The 20178-nt window shown below is 39.8% G+C and carries 23 protein-coding genes; 2 read left to right on the forward strand and 21 right to left on the reverse strand.

The annotated features are described in order from the left end of the window. Window position 1: 1 nt before the first annotated feature. Window positions 2-637 (reverse strand): CoA-transferase, encoded by a 636-nt coding sequence (locus C7Y47_RS01050; RefSeq protein ID WP_142507070.1) that lies wholly within the window; start codon window positions 635-637, stop codon window positions 2-4. After that, window positions 621-1307 carry a CoA transferase subunit A gene (locus C7Y47_RS01055; protein ID WP_142507071.1) on the reverse strand — a complete coding sequence of 229 codons (687 nt, stop codon included), beginning with the start codon at window positions 1305-1307 and terminating at the stop codon, window positions 621-623. Before C7Y47_RS01055 ends, C7Y47_RS01050 begins: the two co-directional genes overlap by 17 nt. A gap of 38 nt (window positions 1308-1345) precedes the next feature. Between C7Y47_RS01055 and C7Y47_RS26025 the strand changes: the two genes are divergently transcribed. After that, entirely contained in the window at window positions 1346-1564 is a 219-nt protein-coding gene (locus C7Y47_RS26025) for a TetR/AcrR family transcriptional regulator (protein ID WP_142507072.1), read from the forward strand. Between the two features lie 231 nt (window positions 1565-1795). Here C7Y47_RS26025 and C7Y47_RS01065 read toward each other — a convergent pair whose 3' ends face one another. From C7Y47_RS01065 to C7Y47_RS01075, 3 genes are all read right to left on the reverse strand, one after another. Continuing rightward, window positions 1796-2026: an acyl-phosphate glycerol 3-phosphate acyltransferase gene (locus C7Y47_RS01065; protein WP_142507073.1), complete on the reverse strand. Its 231-nt coding sequence runs from the start codon at window positions 2024-2026 to the stop codon at window positions 1796-1798. Window positions 2027-2292: 266 nt separating this feature from the next. After that, window positions 2293-2862, reverse strand: coding sequence for a DUF6434 domain-containing protein (locus tag C7Y47_RS01070; RefSeq protein ID WP_142507074.1), 570 nt, complete (start codon window positions 2860-2862; stop codon window positions 2293-2295). A 177-nt stretch (window positions 2863-3039) separates the two neighbouring features. After that, window positions 3040-4470, reverse strand: coding sequence for a DHA2 family efflux MFS transporter permease subunit (locus C7Y47_RS01075; protein WP_142507075.1), 1431 nt, complete (start codon window positions 4468-4470; stop codon window positions 3040-3042). A gap of 169 nt (window positions 4471-4639) precedes the next feature. Here C7Y47_RS01075 and C7Y47_RS01080 point away from each other — a divergent pair, with 169 nt between their 5' ends. Beyond that, window positions 4640-5173 carry a TetR/AcrR family transcriptional regulator gene (locus C7Y47_RS01080; protein WP_142507076.1) on the forward strand — a complete coding sequence of 178 codons (534 nt, stop codon included), beginning with the start codon at window positions 4640-4642 and terminating at the stop codon, window positions 5171-5173. Between the two features lie 200 nt (window positions 5174-5373). Here C7Y47_RS01080 and rnz read toward each other — a convergent pair whose 3' ends face one another. From rnz to C7Y47_RS01160, 16 genes are all read right to left on the reverse strand, one after another. After that, the gene (rnz, locus tag C7Y47_RS01085) at window positions 5374-6306 is read right to left on the reverse strand and encodes a ribonuclease Z (protein WP_142507077.1); all 933 of its coding nucleotides are present in this window, start codon (window positions 6304-6306) and stop codon (window positions 5374-5376) included. 95 nt (window positions 6307-6401) lie between these two features. Continuing rightward, window positions 6402-7238, reverse strand: a complete 837-nt coding sequence (locus C7Y47_RS01090; RefSeq protein WP_142507078.1) for a class I SAM-dependent methyltransferase — start codon at window positions 7236-7238, stop codon at window positions 6402-6404. Beyond that, the gene (locus tag C7Y47_RS01095) at window positions 7235-8734 is read right to left on the reverse strand and encodes a cobyric acid synthase (RefSeq protein WP_142507079.1); all 1500 of its coding nucleotides are present in this window, start codon (window positions 8732-8734) and stop codon (window positions 7235-7237) included. Before C7Y47_RS01095 ends, C7Y47_RS01090 begins: the two co-directional genes overlap by 4 nt. Before the next feature lie 265 nt (window positions 8735-8999). Continuing rightward, window positions 9000-9536 carry a cob(I)yrinic acid a,c-diamide adenosyltransferase gene (locus tag C7Y47_RS01100; RefSeq protein ID WP_142507080.1) on the reverse strand — a complete coding sequence of 179 codons (537 nt, stop codon included), beginning with the start codon at window positions 9534-9536 and terminating at the stop codon, window positions 9000-9002. 14 nt (window positions 9537-9550) lie between these two features. After that, window positions 9551-10111: a nitroreductase family protein gene (locus C7Y47_RS01105; RefSeq protein WP_142507081.1), complete on the reverse strand. Its 561-nt coding sequence runs from the start codon at window positions 10109-10111 to the stop codon at window positions 9551-9553. Between the two features lie 33 nt (window positions 10112-10144). Further along, on the reverse strand, window positions 10145-10912 hold the full coding sequence (gene cobA / locus C7Y47_RS01110) for a uroporphyrinogen-III C-methyltransferase (protein ID WP_142507082.1): 768 nt from the start codon (window positions 10910-10912) through the stop codon (window positions 10145-10147). Continuing rightward, window positions 10909-11547 (reverse strand): precorrin-2 dehydrogenase/sirohydrochlorin ferrochelatase family protein, encoded by a 639-nt coding sequence (locus C7Y47_RS01115; protein WP_142507083.1) that lies wholly within the window; start codon window positions 11545-11547, stop codon window positions 10909-10911. Before C7Y47_RS01115 ends, cobA begins: the two co-directional genes overlap by 4 nt. Beyond that, window positions 11540-12907, reverse strand: a complete 1368-nt coding sequence (locus C7Y47_RS01120; RefSeq protein ID WP_142507084.1) for a cobyrinate a,c-diamide synthase — start codon at window positions 12905-12907, stop codon at window positions 11540-11542. The genes C7Y47_RS01115 and C7Y47_RS01120 overlap by 8 nt, the downstream gene beginning before the upstream one ends. 11 nt (window positions 12908-12918) lie before the next feature. After that, a complete protein-coding gene (locus C7Y47_RS01125; protein ID WP_142507085.1) occupies window positions 12919-14040 on the reverse strand; it encodes a cobalt-precorrin 5A hydrolase in 1122 nt (373 codons plus the stop codon). Then, the gene (gene cobM / locus C7Y47_RS01130) at window positions 14033-14818 is read right to left on the reverse strand and encodes a precorrin-4 C(11)-methyltransferase (protein WP_142507086.1); all 786 of its coding nucleotides are present in this window, start codon (window positions 14816-14818) and stop codon (window positions 14033-14035) included. Before cobM ends, C7Y47_RS01125 begins: the two co-directional genes overlap by 8 nt. Next, window positions 14818-15525 carry a precorrin-2 C(20)-methyltransferase gene (gene cobI / locus C7Y47_RS01135; protein ID WP_142507087.1) on the reverse strand — a complete coding sequence of 236 codons (708 nt, stop codon included), beginning with the start codon at window positions 15523-15525 and terminating at the stop codon, window positions 14818-14820. The genes cobM and cobI overlap by 1 nt, the downstream gene beginning before the upstream one ends. Next, window positions 15518-16738 carry a precorrin-6y C5,15-methyltransferase (decarboxylating) subunit CbiE gene (cbiE, locus tag C7Y47_RS01140; protein WP_142507088.1) on the reverse strand — a complete coding sequence of 407 codons (1221 nt, stop codon included), beginning with the start codon at window positions 16736-16738 and terminating at the stop codon, window positions 15518-15520. The genes cobI and cbiE overlap by 8 nt, the downstream gene beginning before the upstream one ends. Beyond that, a complete protein-coding gene (locus tag C7Y47_RS01145; protein WP_142507089.1) occupies window positions 16695-17828 on the reverse strand; it encodes a cobalt-precorrin-5B (C(1))-methyltransferase in 1134 nt (377 codons plus the stop codon). Before C7Y47_RS01145 ends, cbiE begins: the two co-directional genes overlap by 44 nt. Then, entirely contained in the window at window positions 17828-18487 is a 660-nt protein-coding gene (locus tag C7Y47_RS01150; protein WP_142507090.1) for a precorrin-8X methylmutase, read from the reverse strand. Before C7Y47_RS01150 ends, C7Y47_RS01145 begins: the two co-directional genes overlap by 1 nt. A gap of 11 nt (window positions 18488-18498) precedes the next feature. Beyond that, on the reverse strand, window positions 18499-19260 hold the full coding sequence (gene cobK, locus C7Y47_RS01155) for a precorrin-6A reductase (protein ID WP_142507091.1): 762 nt from the start codon (window positions 19258-19260) through the stop codon (window positions 18499-18501). Beyond that, complete coding sequence (locus tag C7Y47_RS01160; RefSeq protein WP_142507092.1) at window positions 19257-20165, reverse strand: sirohydrochlorin chelatase; 909 nt, start codon at window positions 20163-20165, stop codon at window positions 19257-19259. Before C7Y47_RS01160 ends, cobK begins: the two co-directional genes overlap by 4 nt. Between the last annotated feature and the right edge of the window lie 13 nt (window positions 20166-20178).

Genomic DNA, 20178 nt, shown 5'->3' on the forward strand with positions numbered 1-20178 from the left:
TTTATTTTTGTCTCAACGGTAAACCAATTCGCCTTTTTAATTCTTCAAATGTCAAATCTCCATAAATATCATTTATGAAAATCTCATCATCTTGGAAAATAAAATTTGCATACTCCGTTACAAATTGATTAACACGTCGTTCACCACTTGAATCAAGCGTTAACGATTCTACTAACTTAGGAGTTCCATCTTTTTTAAAAAGAGTACTAGCTACAATTACTTTCTTTGCTCCAGCGACTAAATCCATTGCACCTCCAACACCTAAAATTGGTTGATTCGGTACAGACCAGTTTGCGATCTCACCATAACGGTCAACCTCAAGTGTTCCTAAAACAGCTACGTCTATGTGTTTTCCTCTAATCATTGCAAACGAGAATGCGCTATCAAAAAATGACGCTTCGGGTGTAATTGTTACGGGATGTTTCCCTGCATCAATTAAATCTATATCTATGTCATCCATGAGTGGTGATGGACCCATGCCTAGTAGCCCATTTTCAGTTTGCAAATATACTTTTTTATCTGCAATATATTTAGAAACAAGTGTTGGAATTCCTACCCCCAGATTCACTACGTCCCCATCTTTTAGCTCAATTCCAATACGCTTTGCAATTATTTCTCGACTATTTAATGTCAACATAAGTACCTCCCTGTTTGATGTATTTACTTTCAACTATGAAATCTACAAAGACGTGTGGTGTTACAATTTCTTCAGGATTTAGCTCTCCAATTTCAACGATTTCATCTACTTCAGCAATAACTACCTCTGCAGCAGTAGCCATTAGAGGATTAAAATTCCTTGCAGTTGTGTGGTACACTAAATTTCCTGCTTTATCGGCTTTCGATGCTTTAATAAGTGCTATATCCCCTTTAATTGCCTTCTCAAATAAATAACGAACCCCATCAATTTCACGAACTTCTTTGCCTTCAGCTAATCGTGTCCCAACAGCTGTTGGTGTATAAAAACCACCTATTCCAGCACCACCGCAACGAATTGCTTCTGCTAACGTCCCTTGTGGCATTAAATCAATCTCCAATTTTCCAATTGACCAAGCCATAACAGCTTCTTTGTTAATTGTAAAAAAAGAACCAATCGCTTTAGCAATTTTCCTTGCCTCGAACACTTTATGAAGCCCTTTGCCGTCATCACCTAAGTTATTACTAACAATCTCATAATTTCCTGCCTCGAACTTTGCTACAGCATCTAATAATGTTAACGGCGTTCCTGAAATACCAAATCCTCCAACTAATAAACGCATATTATCCTTAAATAATGATTCCAACTCTTCAGAACTTCTTAATTTTTCCATTTTAAAACACCTCCATACATTAGATTGTGGTCTATATTATGAATGTAGCGCTCGAAATATTTAAAAGTCTTGGATATGATAATGTTTCTGTGGATCGAATTACCAAGGAGAGTAAAACACCTAAGGGGTCTTTCTATCAACACTTTTCTTCTAAATCAAATATTTTCATGATGCGCTTTAAGAAGATGAATGGACATTATGTACAATCTATGAGGATAATGAGCACACTTTTTTCACAAATGAAAATCGTAAGTTGAACGTAATTCTTCTTTTTTCCAAGTAATTGTACAAAGTTTAATGGGGGCCTTTTTCTAAATTAGAGGATTTAGGGGAAACACTTGTCAAGCAGCTCATCATGTGCCTTCGTTTATAAATGAGTTTTGACTTCTAATATCAGCAATAACTTTAACAATATGACAATAAAGACTTCAAAGAAAAAAACACGTGTATCCATTAGATAAACTAAAGAATACACGTGTTGTTATTACTTACATTTGTCCGGAACGAATTTTCTTGACGATACTGAATGTTGTGTAGGCAGCAGCCGGTGCAAGCACTACAATAAAAATAAACCAAACCGTTAAGTTGTCCGTCGCTTTTAATGTGTCATAATTTGAGATAACAAACATAATTAGTCCAAATAGTAATAAATAGCTCAGCACATTGGGAAAAATAACGATTAAACGCAATAGTGCTGGTGGCATCTTTTGCTGATTCATATAAAACCACTCCCCTTTAATCAATTATACAAAAATTAACTATTAATCGCATTATAATTCTTCCATATTCCAAATTTCCATTCTAACTATTACTACTTTTCTTTTAACTTGAAAGGTAGAGACTACTTAATCATATGGCTGTTTTCTTACATAAATTGTTGCTACCTACTAATAGAGCAATTTACAATGAGGTATTGGTTTCGCTGGCTTGTAAATAGAGAACAAATGCTAAATTCCACTCGTTGAAAATTACCTCAATTAAAAGACTAATTTTCAGGTATATATTTGTTACTTCCAGGGAGTTTCTTCATTTTATTCCAAGCTTCAATCGCCTCTGCACGACTTTTCCCTTTATTTTTTGAATCAGAGAAAAAGTCACGAATGAATTGATTGTATTCAAACTGAGGTGGAATTTTCTTCTGGTGTGATGGGTCTTTTTTACGTTTTTCTTCTTCATACCAAGCATCCACAACATCACGATACGTTTTTCCAATATTGTTTTTAATGTAGTTTTGGATATAGGTAGAAAAATGAAACTTTGGAATTACCGTCTTGAAAAATGCTCTCACATCTTGACTACAACGATGATTTTCCGTAATGACTGTATCAAGACTTAATTCACTGTTAGTTCGAGGTTTATTATTAGCCTTTGAATTTCTTTGTGGTTTTTTTATCTTTCCTGTCCGAAGAAAAGTTTCAATTCTATCAGAAATCTCGATCTTAGAGCCCGACGCGCTTATTCCATTATCTCTACAAAATGATTGCAATTCTTCTTTTAACCAATAAAAATCCATAAAATCTTGACTACTAATTTCTTTTGTAAGCATAGGTCTCATGCATAACACTCCTTATATGTACACATCCATATTATAGAACATTCGCTCTTTAATGTAAGCAAATTTTTATTAAAAAGAGCAACAAACTTTACGAAAACAGCCAATTGTAAAAACATAGAGCCTTGCTACAGTTTATTGTAGTAAGGCTCTTAAAGTTGTTCTTTGAATGCTTAATCATTATGCTTGTTGTTTAAACTTATTTTTAGATGGAACAAATAGAGTTAATACAAATGCAATGATCGCTAAGATTGTCATGAAATAATAGGCATCACTTGAACCTAAGATTGAAGCAAGTGTACGAATACCTTCAGCCGTAGCATCTGGTGTTTCTACTAGCAATGTTTTCGCATGGTTTGTCGTTTGTGCTGTGAAAATTGTAATAACGACAGCAGATCCAATTGCGCCTGCGATTTGACGTAATGTATTATTCACTGCTGTACCATGTGTGACAAGTGTCTTCGGTAAGGCATTCAAACCAGCTGTATTCAATGGCATTGTGATAAAACTCAACCCTATACGTAGAAAAATAGTACGTATCATTATAAAGCTATAGGTTGTTGTTTCTGATAAATCCGTTACACCCCACATTGAAGGAATGACAAAAATCAAACCGATAATAAATAACGGCTTTGCTCCAAAGCGGTCATACATTTTTCCTGTCACTGGAGACATAAAGGCATTTACAAGTGCACCCGGTAATAATAATAAACCGGCATCTAAAGCTGTAAATCCTCTTCCGTTTTGTAAATATATTGGTAATAAAATCATATCCGCATACATCATCATTGTAACAATAATGTTGATGATGGACGTGAGCGTAAATAACTTATTGTTAAAAACGGATAAGTTAAGAAGTGGATCAGATGATTTAATTTGTCGAAGACAAAACATTGCTGTAATCATTATCCCTACAAGTATAGAAGCAATTACAACTTTATCATCCCAACCATGGCTTCCTGCATTACTAAATCCATACAAAATAAGACCAAAGCCCATTGTTGATAAAATAACGCTGATACCATCTAACTTTGCTTTTGCGGTTTCTGAAACATTATTTAAATATTTCATTGCCATAAATAGAATGGTCACGACAAATGGAATGATGCCGATAAATAACCAACGCCAAGAATAATTATCTATTACAAAACCTGCTAATGTTGGTGCAATAGCTGGAGCGAAAATCATAGCTAGCCCAATTAACCCCATCATACTACCTCTTTTTTCAGGAGGGAAAATAAACATCACGATACTCATTAGCAACGGCATAATAATTCCCGCCCCTATTGCTTGAATCATACGACCTATTAGTAAAGTGGTGAAGTTCGGAGCTATTGCACAAAAAATAGAGCCTACTAATAAAAACAGCATTGAACTTATAAATAATTGGCGTGTTGAGAAGCGTTTCATTAAGTATGCTGTAATAGGGACTAGCACCCCGTTTACTAACATAAAACCAGTAGCTAACCACTGAACGGTTGTCGCAGAAACAGAAAATACGTCCATTAAATTACTTAATGCAACGTTTAACAGCGTTTGATTTAGTGTAGATAAAAAACACCCGAAAATTAAAACTGTTAATAGTACTTTTTTATTGATCGATTCCGACATTACATTCTTCCTCTTTCTACTTGTTTTATTAACACTATGTCAATAAAATAGATAATAACACGTTTATTTTTTGATTCCTATTTACAATTTTTCAAGAACTGTCAATTAAACAACAAAGTTAAAAATACTATTCATTAAATTTGTATTTAATAGATAAAGGAGAATTAAATTGACCACACACAAAAAGCAAGACCCACGAGCTATTCGCTCTAAACGGGTATTTAAAGAAGCTGTCGTAGATATATTAATCGAAAACCCAGATATTTCGAAACTTACAGTACAAAAAATAGCCCAACGTGCAGAGCTAAATCGAGCAACTTTTTATTTACATTTTATAGATATTAATGATTTATTAAAGCAAGTAGTTTACGATATGTTCGACGACTTGTTGTCGGAAATGTCTCCTTCTTTACAAATTGATAATTTAAATAATCAAGAACAATTAATTACATTTTTAGATTACTTTTATAAGCACAGAAAAATTTTAGCTGTTCTATTTGAGCACCCTGGTTTCATAAAAAAATTGCATAGGACATTAAAGGATTTGATTGTCATACAACGTAAAAGTGAAGGTGCTGATAGTACTCTATCAATGGATATTCTCGCATCTTCAATACTTGGCATTATCATGTGGTGGCTCAGAAACGGGGTTCACTTTAGCTCCGAATATATAGCCAGTCAAATTATTGAATTATATCGATAATTATTCGTACTAATAAATGGCTGACCTCAAAATATTGGGTGTACTTCGCTATGAAAACATTTGTTGCTGGCGCTTCGCTTTCGCACAGTTAAAACATTTGTTGCTGGCGCTTCGCTTTCGCACAGTTAAAACATTCGCTGAATAAAGATGAAAGTACCCTTTAAATGAAACGTCATCTAAAGGGTACTTTATGTTTTTGCTTAAGTTAATTTGTTGTTATTCCAAGAGAATACAGATTGATCGGATGTCAGGAAGGTTTGTGGGAAAACCTCCTGTGCATCTGCTAAAAATTTTGGTAAATCATGTGGTAAAAAGCGGGCACTTAAATGGTTTAGCAATAAATAGTTCGCTCCTGCCTGTTGTGCCACCTTGGCCGCTTCGACATTTGTAGAGTGTCCGTAGTTCGCTGCTAAATCTGTCGTAGTACCATCAAAGGTCGCTTCATGAATCACAATATCTGCTCCATTAGCTAATGAAACAGCCTCTGGACAGTATTTAGTATCTCCTAAAATAGTGAGCGTAAAGCCTTTTTTAGATGAGGCGACAACATCTTTCGCATATACAACGGTGCCATCCGTTAGCTCAATATCTTTCCCTGCTTTTAATTGCCCTAGCAAAGGACCTTTTGGGACACCAAGGGCCTGTGCTTTTTCCATTAATAGTTCGCCAGGTAAATCCTTCTGCTCAATACGGTAGCCATAGCATGGAACTACATGTCGCAATTCACTTGCACTTACTGTAAAATGTTCATCTTCATAAATAATACCTTCATGAACTTCAACAAATTGTAATGGATATGTTAAATGCGTCTTTGACAAGGCTAAAGTTTGCTCAATCCATTGCTGTAAACCTTGTGGGCCAAAAATCGTTAATGGCTCGTCCCCGCCTTGAAATGAACGAGAGCTTAAAAAGCCAGGTAAGCCAAAAATATGGTCACCGTGTAAATGTGTAATAAATATTTTCGTTACTTTACGTGGCTTTAATGATGTATGCAAAATTTGATGTTGGGTCGCCTCCCCACAATCAAAAAGCCACATTTCCCCCACTTCATCCAAAAGCTTTACCATTAGGGCACTTGTATTTCGTTCCTTTGAAGGCATTCCTGCGCCTGTTCCTAAAAAATGTAGTTGCACATATGCCACCTCACTTCTATTTCTATATCGCTTTATTGTACCCTATCGCTTCCAATAAAAAAAACCTTTGGTCTGTTCGTCCAAAGGTTTCATAATTATTTCGGCTCCCATGATACGAGTGCCGCATGGAAATCATGACGATAATAATAACGACCGTTCTTTTCTTCAATAAACGGCAAGAGCGATTCTTCAACATGCTCTCTATTAAAAGTGTTATTTACTATTTTTTTACATTGTGTTGTTATTAGCTGTTCATAGCTTTCATATTCATACACTCGTTCTAACGGGATGATTTTGCACTCTGCATAAATATCCATTTCATAGAGCAAATTTAAAAATTCTATATAATCTCTTCGTGGAAATTTAATATCATAGCCATACTTGTCGTATAAAACTTCATAATGGGGTTGAATCGGCCCTGTCGTCATGCCAATAATTGCACGCTTTTTAGCTAGACGATTCATATGGTAAAGAGCTGATTTGATTTCATACATACGATAAAAGCAATTGACACCGATGACTATATCATGCTCTTCTACTTCATCTTCAGCAAGGGTTTCCCACTTTGCATGAAGATAAGAAATATGTTGCCTATCCTCCAGACAATTTTCTAAATAGCTAAGGATACTTTCTGAGCTATCTACACAAGTTAGCTGTCGCACATGATTAGCTAGCGGAAACGTATAATTGCCCCAGCCTGGACCAATTTCCAATACAGAGTGCTCCGGTTGAATACTTTTTTTAATTTCTTGAAAAATTTTTGCGGCGTAAGGATCTGTTTGTCCAGTCTTTTTACGTGCGATTGACTGCGCCCAAAACTGCTCCTCTAATTGATCATTGACCATTCTTTCAGGCATTTGACCATGCCAATCTTTCATACCTTCCTGCCATAATGCCTCATAATCAATGGCTAACGGTCCTTTTCTTGTCATACAGGTACCTCTATATTCGTGATTTCGTATACTTTTTTCATATTGAGATTCGCACGCACATGTTTTGCAAGCATATTGTACGCATCCTCTCTACGTTCTGCATCACTTTTCACATCACTTGATAACGCAGCGAGCCCTTTTTTCACGCGAATGTCATTAACAAGCTGTCTTGTAAAGATGCGATTATGGAATAAACCGTGGAAATATGTTCCGATCACTTGTTCATCAGCACTTACTGCACCATCTTCTCGCCCATCTGCAAGCTGTAAAAATGGGGATACTTCATCACGCAAAATTTTTGTACGTCCTAGATGAATTTCATAGCCAGTAAACGTATCCTGGCCTCTTGTTCCTGCCATTTGCACTGTTTTTTTATCACCAACAAAAACCGTTTCCATCGGTAATAATCCTAGACCTTGCGCTGAATCCCCATTACCTTCTACTGCATCTGGGTCCAGTAATGTTTCACCCAGCATTTGGAAGCCACCGCAAATGCCAATAATCTTTGTCCCTCGTGCGCGTAAATTTGCTATCGCATGATCGAAGCCTTGTTCCTTTAGCCACGCTAAATCATCGATTGTACTTTTTGTTCCAGGTAGTATAAGTAAGTCGGGCGTACCAAGCTCATTGACATTGCCAATTAAACGCACACCAACCTCTGGCTCATCAAAAAATGGATCAACATCCGTAAAATTTGAAATGCGCGGCAGCCGAATCATTGCCACATCCACGCCAAACTCCCCTTGCTTTGGCTTTTTAAAGCGCAATGAAGATAATGCGAGCGAGTCTTCAGCCTCAATATTGACATCTACATATGGTATAACTCCAAGGACAGGAATCCCCGTTTCACGTTCTACCCATTCAATGCCATCATCGAGTAATTCTCGCAGCCCTCTGAATTTATTTATAATCAGCCCTTTTACACGTGCACGTTCTGCATCGTCAAGTAATGCGAGTGTGCCAATTATCGATGCAAATACTCCACCCCGATCGATATCAGCCACTAGCACAACCGCTGCATCTGCTAGATGAGCCATGCGCATATTTGCTATATCACGGTCTTTCAAATTAATTTCTGCAGGGCTACCCGCACCTTCAAGGACAATGACATCATATGTATTTTGTAAAGTTCGTACTGATTTTTCAACGATCGGCATCGCTTCTTGTACGAATTGATTGCGATAGCTTTTGGCGTCCATATTTAAAAAATGCTTGCCATGAACAATTACTTCTGATAGCATATCCTGCTTTGGTTTTAGCAATATAGGATTCATATCCGTAGTTGCGACAACTCGTGCTGCCTCTGCTTGTACACCCTGTGCCCGGCCAATTTCTCCGCCGTCTTGAGTTACGAACGAATTAAGGGCCATATTTTGTGATTTAAACGGTACTACCTTTAGCCCATCATCAGAGAAAATACGGCACAGCGCAGTACAAATCATACTTTTCCCTACATCAGATGCCGTTCCTTGAACCATGATAGATTTTGCTGGCATAGTCTTTTCCCTCCTTTTTTATAGTTGAAGCGGGGGTGCAAGTCCAGGTCCTTGTGCGGGTGTTCTTCTTGCTTTCGCGTATATTCCCTCCAAAGCGGGAATATTCTGATACGTTCCGCGAGTATTTTCACAAACATGCGAAGTTCACCTTGATACACGAGGTTCAGCTTGCTTCCGGTATTCTCCCCCGTTCCGTGGGTATTTCCTCCGAAGCGCGAGTATTGCCACGTTCCACAGGTATTCTCACAAAAGTGAGAATCTCGAATTAGAATTCTAGACCTTTTACCGCTGGAATGCCTTCATCATAATAATGCTTTGTCGCATCGATTGTTGATACTAAATCGGCCATTGCAATTAGCGCTGGATTCGCGCTACGTCCTGTTACGACTAAATGCATTGTAGATGGACGCTGCTGAATGGCTTCAATGACTTCGGCTAATGGGAGCACATCATCGATTGGAAATTTTGTAATAGCCAGCGCATTGTTGAGCTCGTCTAATACGAGTACATCAATACTGTCGTCTTGCAAGGCAGCCTTTGTTTTTTCCCATGCTTTTGCTAATGCAGCACGATGCTCGTCTGGTGTTTTTGTCCAAGTGAAGCCAATTCCCATTTGCTCCATTTCTACGCCAAGCTTACGAAGAGCAATTTGCTCTCCGTATGTACGCTCTGGTGATTTAATAAATTGCATATAGCGTACATTCAGGCCTCGACCAACTGCTCGCAATGTGACACCAAGAGAAGCAGTTGTTTTGCCTTTCCCTTCACCCGTGTACACTAAAAATAAGCCTTTTCTAGCCATTCTTCATGCCTCCCTTAAAGCCATGTTGTTTTTTCTTCAAATGAGGTACGTTTCTTGTCTTTAAGCTCCTGTTCCTCTGGGTAGCCAATAAAGATCGTTCCTACTACCTTTTGTGATTCACTTGCGCCAATGAATGCATGCATACGTGGATCATGAACAAGCCCTACACCACGTGTACGCCATACAAAACCAAGCCCAAGCTCTTCTGCAGCAAGCCACATAGACATAATAGCACTACATACGGCAAAAACATTATCTGCTGTCGCATCAGCATCGTCTTCTACACTATCTGCTGTCACAACAATGGCCACAGGCGTTGTTTGAACAACTTTTAACGAGCTTTCCACTAAATTTGGTTTTGTTGGGAATCGCTCTTGCAAATAGGCATTCGCCATTTCCTCGTAGCGTTTCATCGCATCGTCCTGAATAACATAAAAATGCCAAGGCTCACGCATACGGTCATTTGGAGCATAAGTTGCGGCTTGTAAAATTTGCTCAATCTTCTCTTTTTCAACAGGCTGTGTCGTGTAATTACGAATCGCTCGACGATTTTTTAAAGCCTCGATTACTGTCATGATGTGTTTCCTCCTTATGCTCAAGTAAGTTTTTTATGAGAAAGCAAGCCCTTGCTCCTCAAACCATTGAATTTTCTCGCGTACATTGACGACTTCGCCAACGACAATCATGGAAGGATTATGATAGCCTTCTCGTTCAATAATGCTAGCAATTTCATCAAGCTGACCTGTGATGGTACGTTGTTGCTCTGTTGTTCCCCATTCAATAACGGCAACTGGAGTAGATGCCTTGCGACCATTTTCGATGAGCTTTCTAGAAATATAAGCAATATTACCAACACTCATATAAAAGGCAACTGTATCGATGCCTGTTGCAAGTGCGGGCCAATTTAAAAAGTCCTGTCCTTTTTCCTCACGACCATGACCTGTTACAAGCGCAAAACTTGTCGCAAAATCTCGGTGTGTTACAGGGATGCCCGCATATGCTGGGGCAGCAATTCCAGCTGTAATACCTGGTACGATTTCATAAGCAATACCATGATCTTTTAAAATTTCCGCTTCTTCTGCACCACGACCAAAAACAAATGGATCGCCACCTTTTAAACGTGTGACAATCTTGCCTTCATGCGCTTTTTCAACAAGTAATGTATGAATCTCATCTTGAATGAAGTGATGCTTCCCAGGTAATTTACCACAGTACACAAGCTCTGCATCTTTTTTGGCAAACTCTAGTAATTTCGGGTTCACAAGACGGTCATATGCAATGACATCAGCCTTTTGAATACACTCGAGCCCGTACACTGTAATGAGCTTTGGATCTCCTGGTCCAGCTCCAACTAAATACACTATTCCGTCTTTCATTGCGCTTCTCCCATCAGTATTTGTTGTAAAAATGCTTCACGTCTCTCAATCTCTCCATTACGTGTCCATTCTAGTAGGCTCGGTTCAAGTAATGCTTGTAAGGCGTTGCGCCTTTGTGGGCCCTTGTCAAACTGAGCCGCAATCATTAAACGTGCCTGCTGTAAGAAGCATACATAGTCGTCATAAACCTCATCAAATTGCTCTTCGAGGTCAGCTTTTATTTTACGCGCTAATGCAGGACTGGCACCTGACGTTGAAACTGTTAACACTAAAGGACCCCGGCGCACTGTTGCTGGCGTTATAAAGTCGCTTTCAGCCTGTGCATCTGTGCGGTTGATGAGCTGCCAATGTTGTGCTGCTTCTTGTACAGCCTCATTTACTGACGTATCATTTGTAGCCGCAATGATGAGTGATGCATCATCTAAATCACGCGCTTCAAATTCTTTTTCACGCCACGTAATTTGTCCTAACTCGGCAAGAGGCAGTAATGATTCATCTAGAGTTGGACTAACAACGACAATATTAGCTTTAGCTGGAAGCAGTGAAGCTATCTTCTGTGTTGCTACGTGTCCCCCTCCAACAATTACTACAGTTTTATATTCAATATTGATGTGAATAGGAAAATAATTAGTCACGATTTTTCACCTTCTTACAAGCTGTTAACCAATTGTCAACAAGCTTTGGGTTCGATACGAAATGAAAATGCGTATAGCCAGCTACTAAATTTTCAGCTTGGTAGCCCTCTTGTTTGTTACCAAAACGCCCCTTCGTTTCATAGGCCGGCGTATTATGCGAGCCGCTATATTTTGAATAGTGGAATTCATGCCCCTTTGCTTCTTCATCCGTACCAATTAAAAAATTATTTGGTGTGCCAAAAATTTCACGGTAGCCGAGAGCCGCTAGCTTCGCTTGCATCGCTACTTCTCCTGGAATAACACCAACCATGTCATAACGGTCACCATTGCTATTCGTAATAGCCTCCGTCAAATACATAAAGCCACCACACTCAGCTAATGTTGGTAGACCTTTGGCAACTGCTTCACGAATAGACTTTTTGGCAACCGAATTGTCCGCCAAAATATTTGCAAATTCCTCTGGGAAGCCCCCACCAATATACAATCCGTCTGCTTCAGCTGGAACAGGCTCATTTGCAAGTGGTGAGAAAAATTGCAGCTCAGCTCCTTTTGCACGTAGCAGATCCAAATTCTCTTTATAATAGAAGTTAAAAGCTGCATCCTTTGCTACGGCAATGCAAATATTTTGCGATGGTTGTTCATCAAAAAGTTGCCCTGATTCTTGTAGAACAGGAGCCTTTGTTAATGCAAGCAATTGATCTAAATCAATGGTCTCTGCCATTAGAGCGCCTAGCTTATCAAAAAATGTATCTAGTTCCCCTCGTTCGATGGCAGGGACTAGTCCTAAATGACGACTAGGAATAGCAATCCCTTCCTCACGCTTTAAATAGCCGATGACAGGAATACCACATTCCTGCTCAATAGCAGCCTTCGCTATTTCATAATGACCGACACTTCCGACTTGGTTAGCAATGACACCAACGATATTCGGTTGATCAGACAACAATTGAAATCCTTTCACAACTGCCGCTACACTTCGTGCCATACTTGCACAATTGACAATTAAAATAACGGGGCTCTCTGTGACAACACTAATGTCTGCTGCAGAGCCAGCATTCGATAGCGGACTTTTGCCATCATAAAAGCCCATAACTCCTTCAATAATGGAAACATCAGCATCTTTACTTGCGCGTGCGACAATATCTCGCACTGCTTCATGTGAAAACATCCAACTATCGATATTACGTGATACACGTCCTGTAACAGCGGTATGATAAGTAGGGTCAATATAATCGGGACCACATTTAAAGCCTTGCACAATTTTGCCCTTTTCTTGTAACGCTTTCATTAGTCCAATGGTAAAGGTTGTTTTACCAACTCCACTACCAGTACCAGCAAGTACAAAGCGATTCGTTTGCATAGGCTTCCTCCTTAAAATGTTAATCTAGCAACAGAGATTGTAGCATTGCCCGATTTTTTCTTTTCTAGTACAAGTGACTCCACCTGCGCATAACGCATTGCTGCAGGCTCACTCACCCCGTATGCTCCTGTATAGTTAAAAACGGTTTCCGAAGGTGAAGGGAAATTAATTTCATTTAATTCCGCCGGTGAATATGTTACAAATTCCCAATCGTATTTCTTTGTTATTTCTAAGAAACATTGCTCGTCCTTCTTTAAATCAATCGTGCATAGCGCTTTCACACTTTTTTTCGAAAGCTTCAGCTCTGCAAGGGTTTCATCAATGACTTGCTCAATTTCTTCCACAGCTGTCCCACGATTACAGCCCATGCCAAGCACAACCGATTTTGGTCGATAAATAACACCATTTTCTAGAAGCACTTCTTCTTTTGGGTCAATGATGCGGTCTGTAATGAGTAATGTCGCATGTGGTTTCGCTTCAATCGCATCATATGTTGACGGATAAATTTTAATTTGCTCTGGCATCGTTGTGTCACGCATCCACCAGTCACGTTCCCCCGTTTCCTGAACGATTGCAACGTGCTCCTCATTGACAACAGAGGCACTGACAGGTGTTAGTTTATCGGCACTATCCCATACCCAGCCAAAACGGGCACCAAATAAATCAACCGGAATGGTCTTTTGCACATCTGAGGCTGTTGTAATAATAGGATTTGCTCCAAGTGCTGCAGCTACTTCATGTGTCAGCTCATTGGCGCCACCTAAATGCCCCGATAACACGCTAATCACGTTTTCACCACGGTCGTCAATGACTACAACACCTGGATCAGTCTTTTTATCCTTTAAAATCGGTGCTATCATGCGTACAACTGCACCGAGTGAAATGATTAAAATTAAGCCTTTATATCGCTTAAAAAGAGTTGGCAGCAGTAAACGCACAGTACCTGTAAACATCTGAATATGCTTTTTTGCTTCATCACCTTGCTCGAATTTACTCATGTAATATAAGTCGCTTGCTGCAAAGGTTTGCTGCAAGCGACGTCCGATTTGAACACCGTGCTTTGTAATGGCTACAACTGCATAAGGATTTCGTTGGTCAACTTCTGGCAATACGCCCTCTTGTAACTCAATCACTTGTTTTCACACCTTTTCTAAAGCCATGTGTAAAGGAAGCATCATATAATTTGGAACGATATTGATCTTTATCATGAATATTCGGGTCTAAAGCCCAGCCAGCTAAAATCATCGCATGTTTACGAATCCCATTGACACGCATTGCTTCATCCAGTTCAATTAATGTTGTACGTACGATTTTTTGATCTGGCCAAGAAGCTCGTTGAATAACAGCTACTGGTGTATCATCGGCCCATCCAGCATTTTGTAATTCTTTTACTATTTTCTTTGTTAGCGTTGCGCTCAGGAATAAGGCAATTGTACAGTGGTGACTCGCTAAATCACGTAGCTTCTCAAATTCTGGAACAGGTGTACGTCCTTCGGCACGCGTTAAAATAAGTGTTTGTGTTAAATCAGGAATTGTTAATTCTGCCCCTATTGCCGCTGCTGAAGCGAAGACAGAGCTAACACCAGGAATAACCTCGTAGCCAATGCCTTCTTTTTTTAATAGAGCTACTTGTTCCATGATTGCTCCGTACATCGCAGGGTCTCCTGTATGCATACGAGCTACTACTTTACCTGCCTTGACGCGATCTACCATGACCGCTACCATTTCCTCTAAATGCATACCTGCTGTACGAATAACCTCTGCATCTGGTCTTGCCTTTGCAATAAGGTCCTCATTCACTAATGAATCTGTATACATCACAACGTCTGCTGTTTGTAGCATATGTAGACCTTTTACTGTAATTAAATCTGGATCACCAGGACCAGCGCCGACAATATATATTTTCTTCATTATTTACGCACCACCATTAACGTTAAATATTCTAAATCGACACCGTCTAGCTCCCGTACATCCCAAATGATTTCCTCGTCAGATGTTACTTTTGTTACGACCGATGCCTTATCAAGTAAATCTAAATCGCGTAGCACCTCAAGCATTAAATCAATAACTTTCGCTACTTTTATAAACACTACTGCATCGTGACTTTCAATCGCTTCACGCATAGCATCATAGTCATCATGGGCAGGGACAATGGCAACACGGTCATCGCCATCTGCTAGCGCAATCCCAAGTCGGGATGCTGAACCATTGAACGAAGAAATTCCAGGAACCGTTCGGATTTCAACATTAGGGTGCATGTCCTGCATAAGCTTCATCATATGGATGAACGTACTATATAATAATGGGTCACCTTCTGTTACGAATGCGACGTCCTTACCTTCTTTTAATTTCTCATAGACAAGTTCCACTGATTTCGTCCATTCGCGTTCTAATACAGCCTCATCCTTTGTCATTGGAAATACTAGGCCAAGCATATCTTTTTCTTCTGGGTTAATGTAGACATCTACGATACGATGTGCATAGCTTTTACTGCCCTTTAGTTTTTTCGGATAGGCAATAACAGGAGATTCTTGAATAACACGGAATGCCTTAACTGTAATTAACTCTGGATCGCCAGGACCTACGCCCAAGCCATATAAAATACCAAGATTACTCATGATTTTCTTCCTTTCGATATGCAGAAATAATGTAAATAGGATTTAATGGGACAAAACGTGTCATATCTAATATTGGTTTACTGCGCGCAAGCTGTGCCTGCAATATGTCTACAGCAAAGCCACAAGACTTAAACGCTTCGACTGCTTTATATAAATTTTCAATTGTTGCAGCATTCAAGACAATACGACCATTTGGCTTTAAGCGTGTACAACACAATTGTAATAACTCCACCATTTCTCCTCCAGTGCCGCCGATAAAAATCGCATCCGGATCAGGGAAGTTTTCAAGTCCTGCTGGCGCTTTACTATGAATAGCTGTAATATCTACACGGAACTTTTGCTGATTTTGCAGACAATTTTCTAAATCGGGAGCATTTTTCTCCACGGCAAATATTTGACCTTCTGGCGCAAGCTTGCCGGCCTCAATGGCCATCGAACCCGTACATGTGCCAACGTCCCAAATGATGCTATCAAATTGTAGCTGCATTGCTTGTAAACTTAAAACACGAATTTCTTTTTTTGTAATCAGCCCTTTATCTGGCTTACGCTGTGAGAATTCTTCATCAGCGATACCGAGTGCATAGCGTTTTGGTACTGAAGTTTGCTGTAAAATAACAACATTTAACGGAGAAAAATCAGCCCTTTCTAATTCATCAAGTGAATACCAGCCGAATTTTTCATTTGTGCCCTGTAAATTTTCTGCGACAAATGCACGGTATTCTGTCATGCCAAAATGCTTTAAATAACGTGCCAACTCATTCGGATTATTCTCTGCATCTGTTAGCAATGCCACTTTCTTTTTACCATCAATACGTTGTGCTAAGCCTTTCATGGAGCGCCCATGAATACTTGTAACATAAGCATCCTGCCAGCTTTCCCCCATCTTTGAAAAAGCAAGCTGCACAGAGCTCATATATGGATACACGTCAATGTCTAGCTTTTTCGTTAAATAACCACCGATTCCGTAAAATAATGGATCACCTGACGCTAAAATAACTGTAGTTCTAGTTTCTGCAGATAATCTTTCGACAAGCGCTGAAAGACCACCTTTAATTAACATTTTTTCACCCGTGAAATTCGGGAAAAATTCTAGGACACGCTCCCCTCCAACAAGTACCTCACAGTCTTCAATCCACTGTACATATTGCGGTAGTAAGCTTTCTTGTCCGTTATCCCCGATCCCAATCAATTTCATCGATCGATGCAATGTCATCAGCCCTTCCTAATAATTGTCCCTGCATCGAATAGATCGATGTGGAAAGCGTTAAACCGCCCCTAATGTGATGTATTGATGAATAGCAGCACGCCTCACATAAATGGTTGAAGAATGCATCATAACCTTTTTCCGCCATAATTTCACCGACTTGTGATGCAGTGTTTGCCTGTCGTACATCGGCTACGGTTTCTTCATCTGCACCAGTATTCATTGCTAATTGTGCTAAAAAGTTAAAATCAATAGGAGCACTTTTCGAGTGCACCATCATGACACCTTGTGCCACCTTTGAAAATTTCCCCATCATCCCAACAAGTGATACTTGCTCCATACCAAGTCGTTTACAATGCTTTAATGTAAAGCCTACAAAATCGCCCATCTCTATGAACGCTTCCTCTGGTAAATGAGGGTACTGTGCCATCGCGTACTTTTCACTACGACCACCTGTAGTGACAACTAAATGCTTACAACCAGCCTCTTTTGCAACACTAATTGCTTGGACGATACTGGCCATATAGGCGGAACTCGAAAAAGGCACGACGGTTCCCCTTGTGCCTAAAATGGAGATGCCTCCTATAATACCAAGGCGCCCATTTAACGTTTTTTTAGCAATTTCCTCACCCTCAGGGACTGAAATAACAACGTTAACACCTCGTTTAATTTGAAATTCATCTAGCACACCTTGAACAGTACTATGAATCATCTTCCGTGGTACAGGATTGATAGCTGCTTCTCCGACAGGTACTGGTAAGCCGGGCTTTGTTACGCGCCCGACACCAACTCCACCGTCCAGATGAATACCTGGAGTATCCGCCCAACTTACCGTGCCAACAATAAGTGCTTTATGTGTTGCATCCGGGTCATCACCAGCATCTTTAATCGTTTCACAGCTTACAGCATCATGCTGAAATGTACATTTTTCTATCGTAAAGGTTGCATCTCGCCCAATTGGCAAATGAATCGTACTTGTTTCTTGCTCTTCATTTGTAATTAAGGCAAGTAATGCAGCCTTTGTAACTGCAGTCGCACAGGATCCCGTTGTATAACCGTGACGCATGTCTTTTGGATCCTTTTTAGGCTTCCGCTCCATTATTTTTTCGCCTGTTCATCCGCTAAAAGTGAGACAGCATTCAATGCGGCAACCGTCACTGTACTACCGCCTTTACGACCAACGTTTGTAATGTACGGAATGCCTTCTAGTTTTAATAGCTCTTCCTTCGATTCAGCCGCTGATACGAAGCCAACTGGCATACCGATAATTAAATCTGGTTTCGCTATGCCTTCTTTAATTAAACGAATTAATTCAAGCAATGCTGTCGGTGCATTCCCAATTGCATAAATGCCACCTTCGTGTAATCTAGTAGCCTTTTGCATAGAGATAATCGCACGTGTTGTGTTTTGTTTTTTTGCTTCAACTGAAACATCTTCATCTGCAATATAGCAGTGTAAATCGCCACCATGTTTTTGGAAGCGTTTTTTCCCTGAACCACTTTCAATCATTTGCACATCTGCAATGACATGGCGACCAGCAAGGATTGATTTAATACCGGCCTCAAGTGCTCCCGGTGTAATAATAACACTACGCCCTAATTCAAAGTCAGCAGAAGCGTGAATGATACGACGTACAACTTTCCACTCATCCTCTGAGAAATTATGCACGCCCATTTCCTCTGCAATAATAGAGAAACTGTAATCATAAATTTTATCTGGGTCTACTGTTAATGGTTTGAAATCTGTTTTAAAGTCCATTGGATAGCCTCCTAAAGTGTGTTTTGTACAGCTTGAAGTACATCTTCAAATGTAGAATATTGCTGTCCATATTTTATATTTGGTCTGGCAATTAAAATCGTTTCGATGCCACATGCAAGGGCAGCCTCTAGCTTTTCATCCACCGAGCCGACCTTGCCGCTTTCTTTCGTAATCATCAATGTCACATCATATTGACGAAAAAGTGCTTCATTTAATTCCTTTGAAAAAGGGCCCTGTATGGCAACAATATCTCTTTGTGCCACACCAAGTGCTTCGCATTTTTCCATATTATCGAGTCGAGGAAGCATACGCGCAATTACTCGTGTATTTTCTAAACCATGTAATACCTTTGTAAAGGTTGCTAGCGTTTTACTGCCCGTCGTTAGCATAATGACACCACGTTTTTCTGCTGCTAAATGGGCAGCCTCGTCGTAATCTTTCACAATCGTAATTAGTGGATCTGCATAATGCTCATGAGCACGTTCATAGCGAATATATGGAACATTTGCTTGCTCAGCTGCCACCATAGCATTTTTTGAAGCTTCTTCAGCAAATGGATGAGAGGCATCTACAACTAAACGATACCCTCGCTCTGTAATAATCGTCGCCATTTCAGCCGCAGTTAAACGACCAATTAAATGAGGAAGACCGACTTCAGCAAGGCTAGAAGCAGCTGATTCAGTAACGACTGTTGCTGTCACAGCATAACCCGCTGACTGGATTTCAAGTGCTAGATTTCTAGCATCGCTCGTCCCTGCTAACATGAAAATCATTTCACTGGCTCCTCTTCATGGTGGTGATGATGGTCATGGTCGTGATCGTGATGATCATGTCCATGATCGTGGTCATGGTGGTGATGATGATGCGCATGTCCATGTACTGCCGCATAAGCACGATAATTTTCTAAATCTTGCATACCTGTTGATGTCCCATTTACAGCTTGCTCAATACGCTCTAATAGCACATTTTGCAAACGCTCATGATAGCCAAAATAATTGGCAATTTGAATATCACAGCCAGCATATTTTTCGTTAAATTGCTTACACATATCGTTCATACGTTCCATTAAGATACCAGTGAATAAAAAGTACGGTAGCATAATGATTTTTTTAGCACCGAGCTTCACACAGCGCTCAATTCCTTCTTCAACACGCGGATCTGTGACACCCATAAAGGCGCTTTCGACATACTGAACCGGGAGTTTTTCCCATAGCAAACGTGTAATTTTATAAAAATCACCATTTGCAGCAGGATCACTGCCACCACGTGCAATTAATAAAATGGCAGTATCTTCATGTTCTTCTTCAGCATTAAAGCCGATTTCAACTAAACGGTCTTCTAAAATAGCGAATATTTCTTCATGGATACCGATTGTTTGACCATATGTGAACGTTATATTTGGATAATGCTCGCGTGCATGTTCGATTTCTGCTGGAATATGTAGTTTTGAATGTCCAGCATGAAGCAAGATAATCGGAATAACATGCACCTCTGTAGCACCCTTCTTCACACAGTTCGTAATACCTTCTTCAATGTTTGGCGAGGCAAACTCTAAAAAACATGTTTCTACTAAAAAACTTTCATCAATGCGAGGTGTCATTTGCTTGATAAACGTGCGTACCTCTTCATTTCCTGCTTCTAAACGGCTCCCGTGGCCGACAAATAAAATTGCTTTCATCTCATTACTCCTC

The sequence above is a fragment of the Lysinibacillus sphaericus genome (assembly GCF_006864135.1).
In the GTDB taxonomy this organism is placed as follows: Bacteria; Bacillota; Bacilli; order Bacillales_A; family Planococcaceae; genus Lysinibacillus.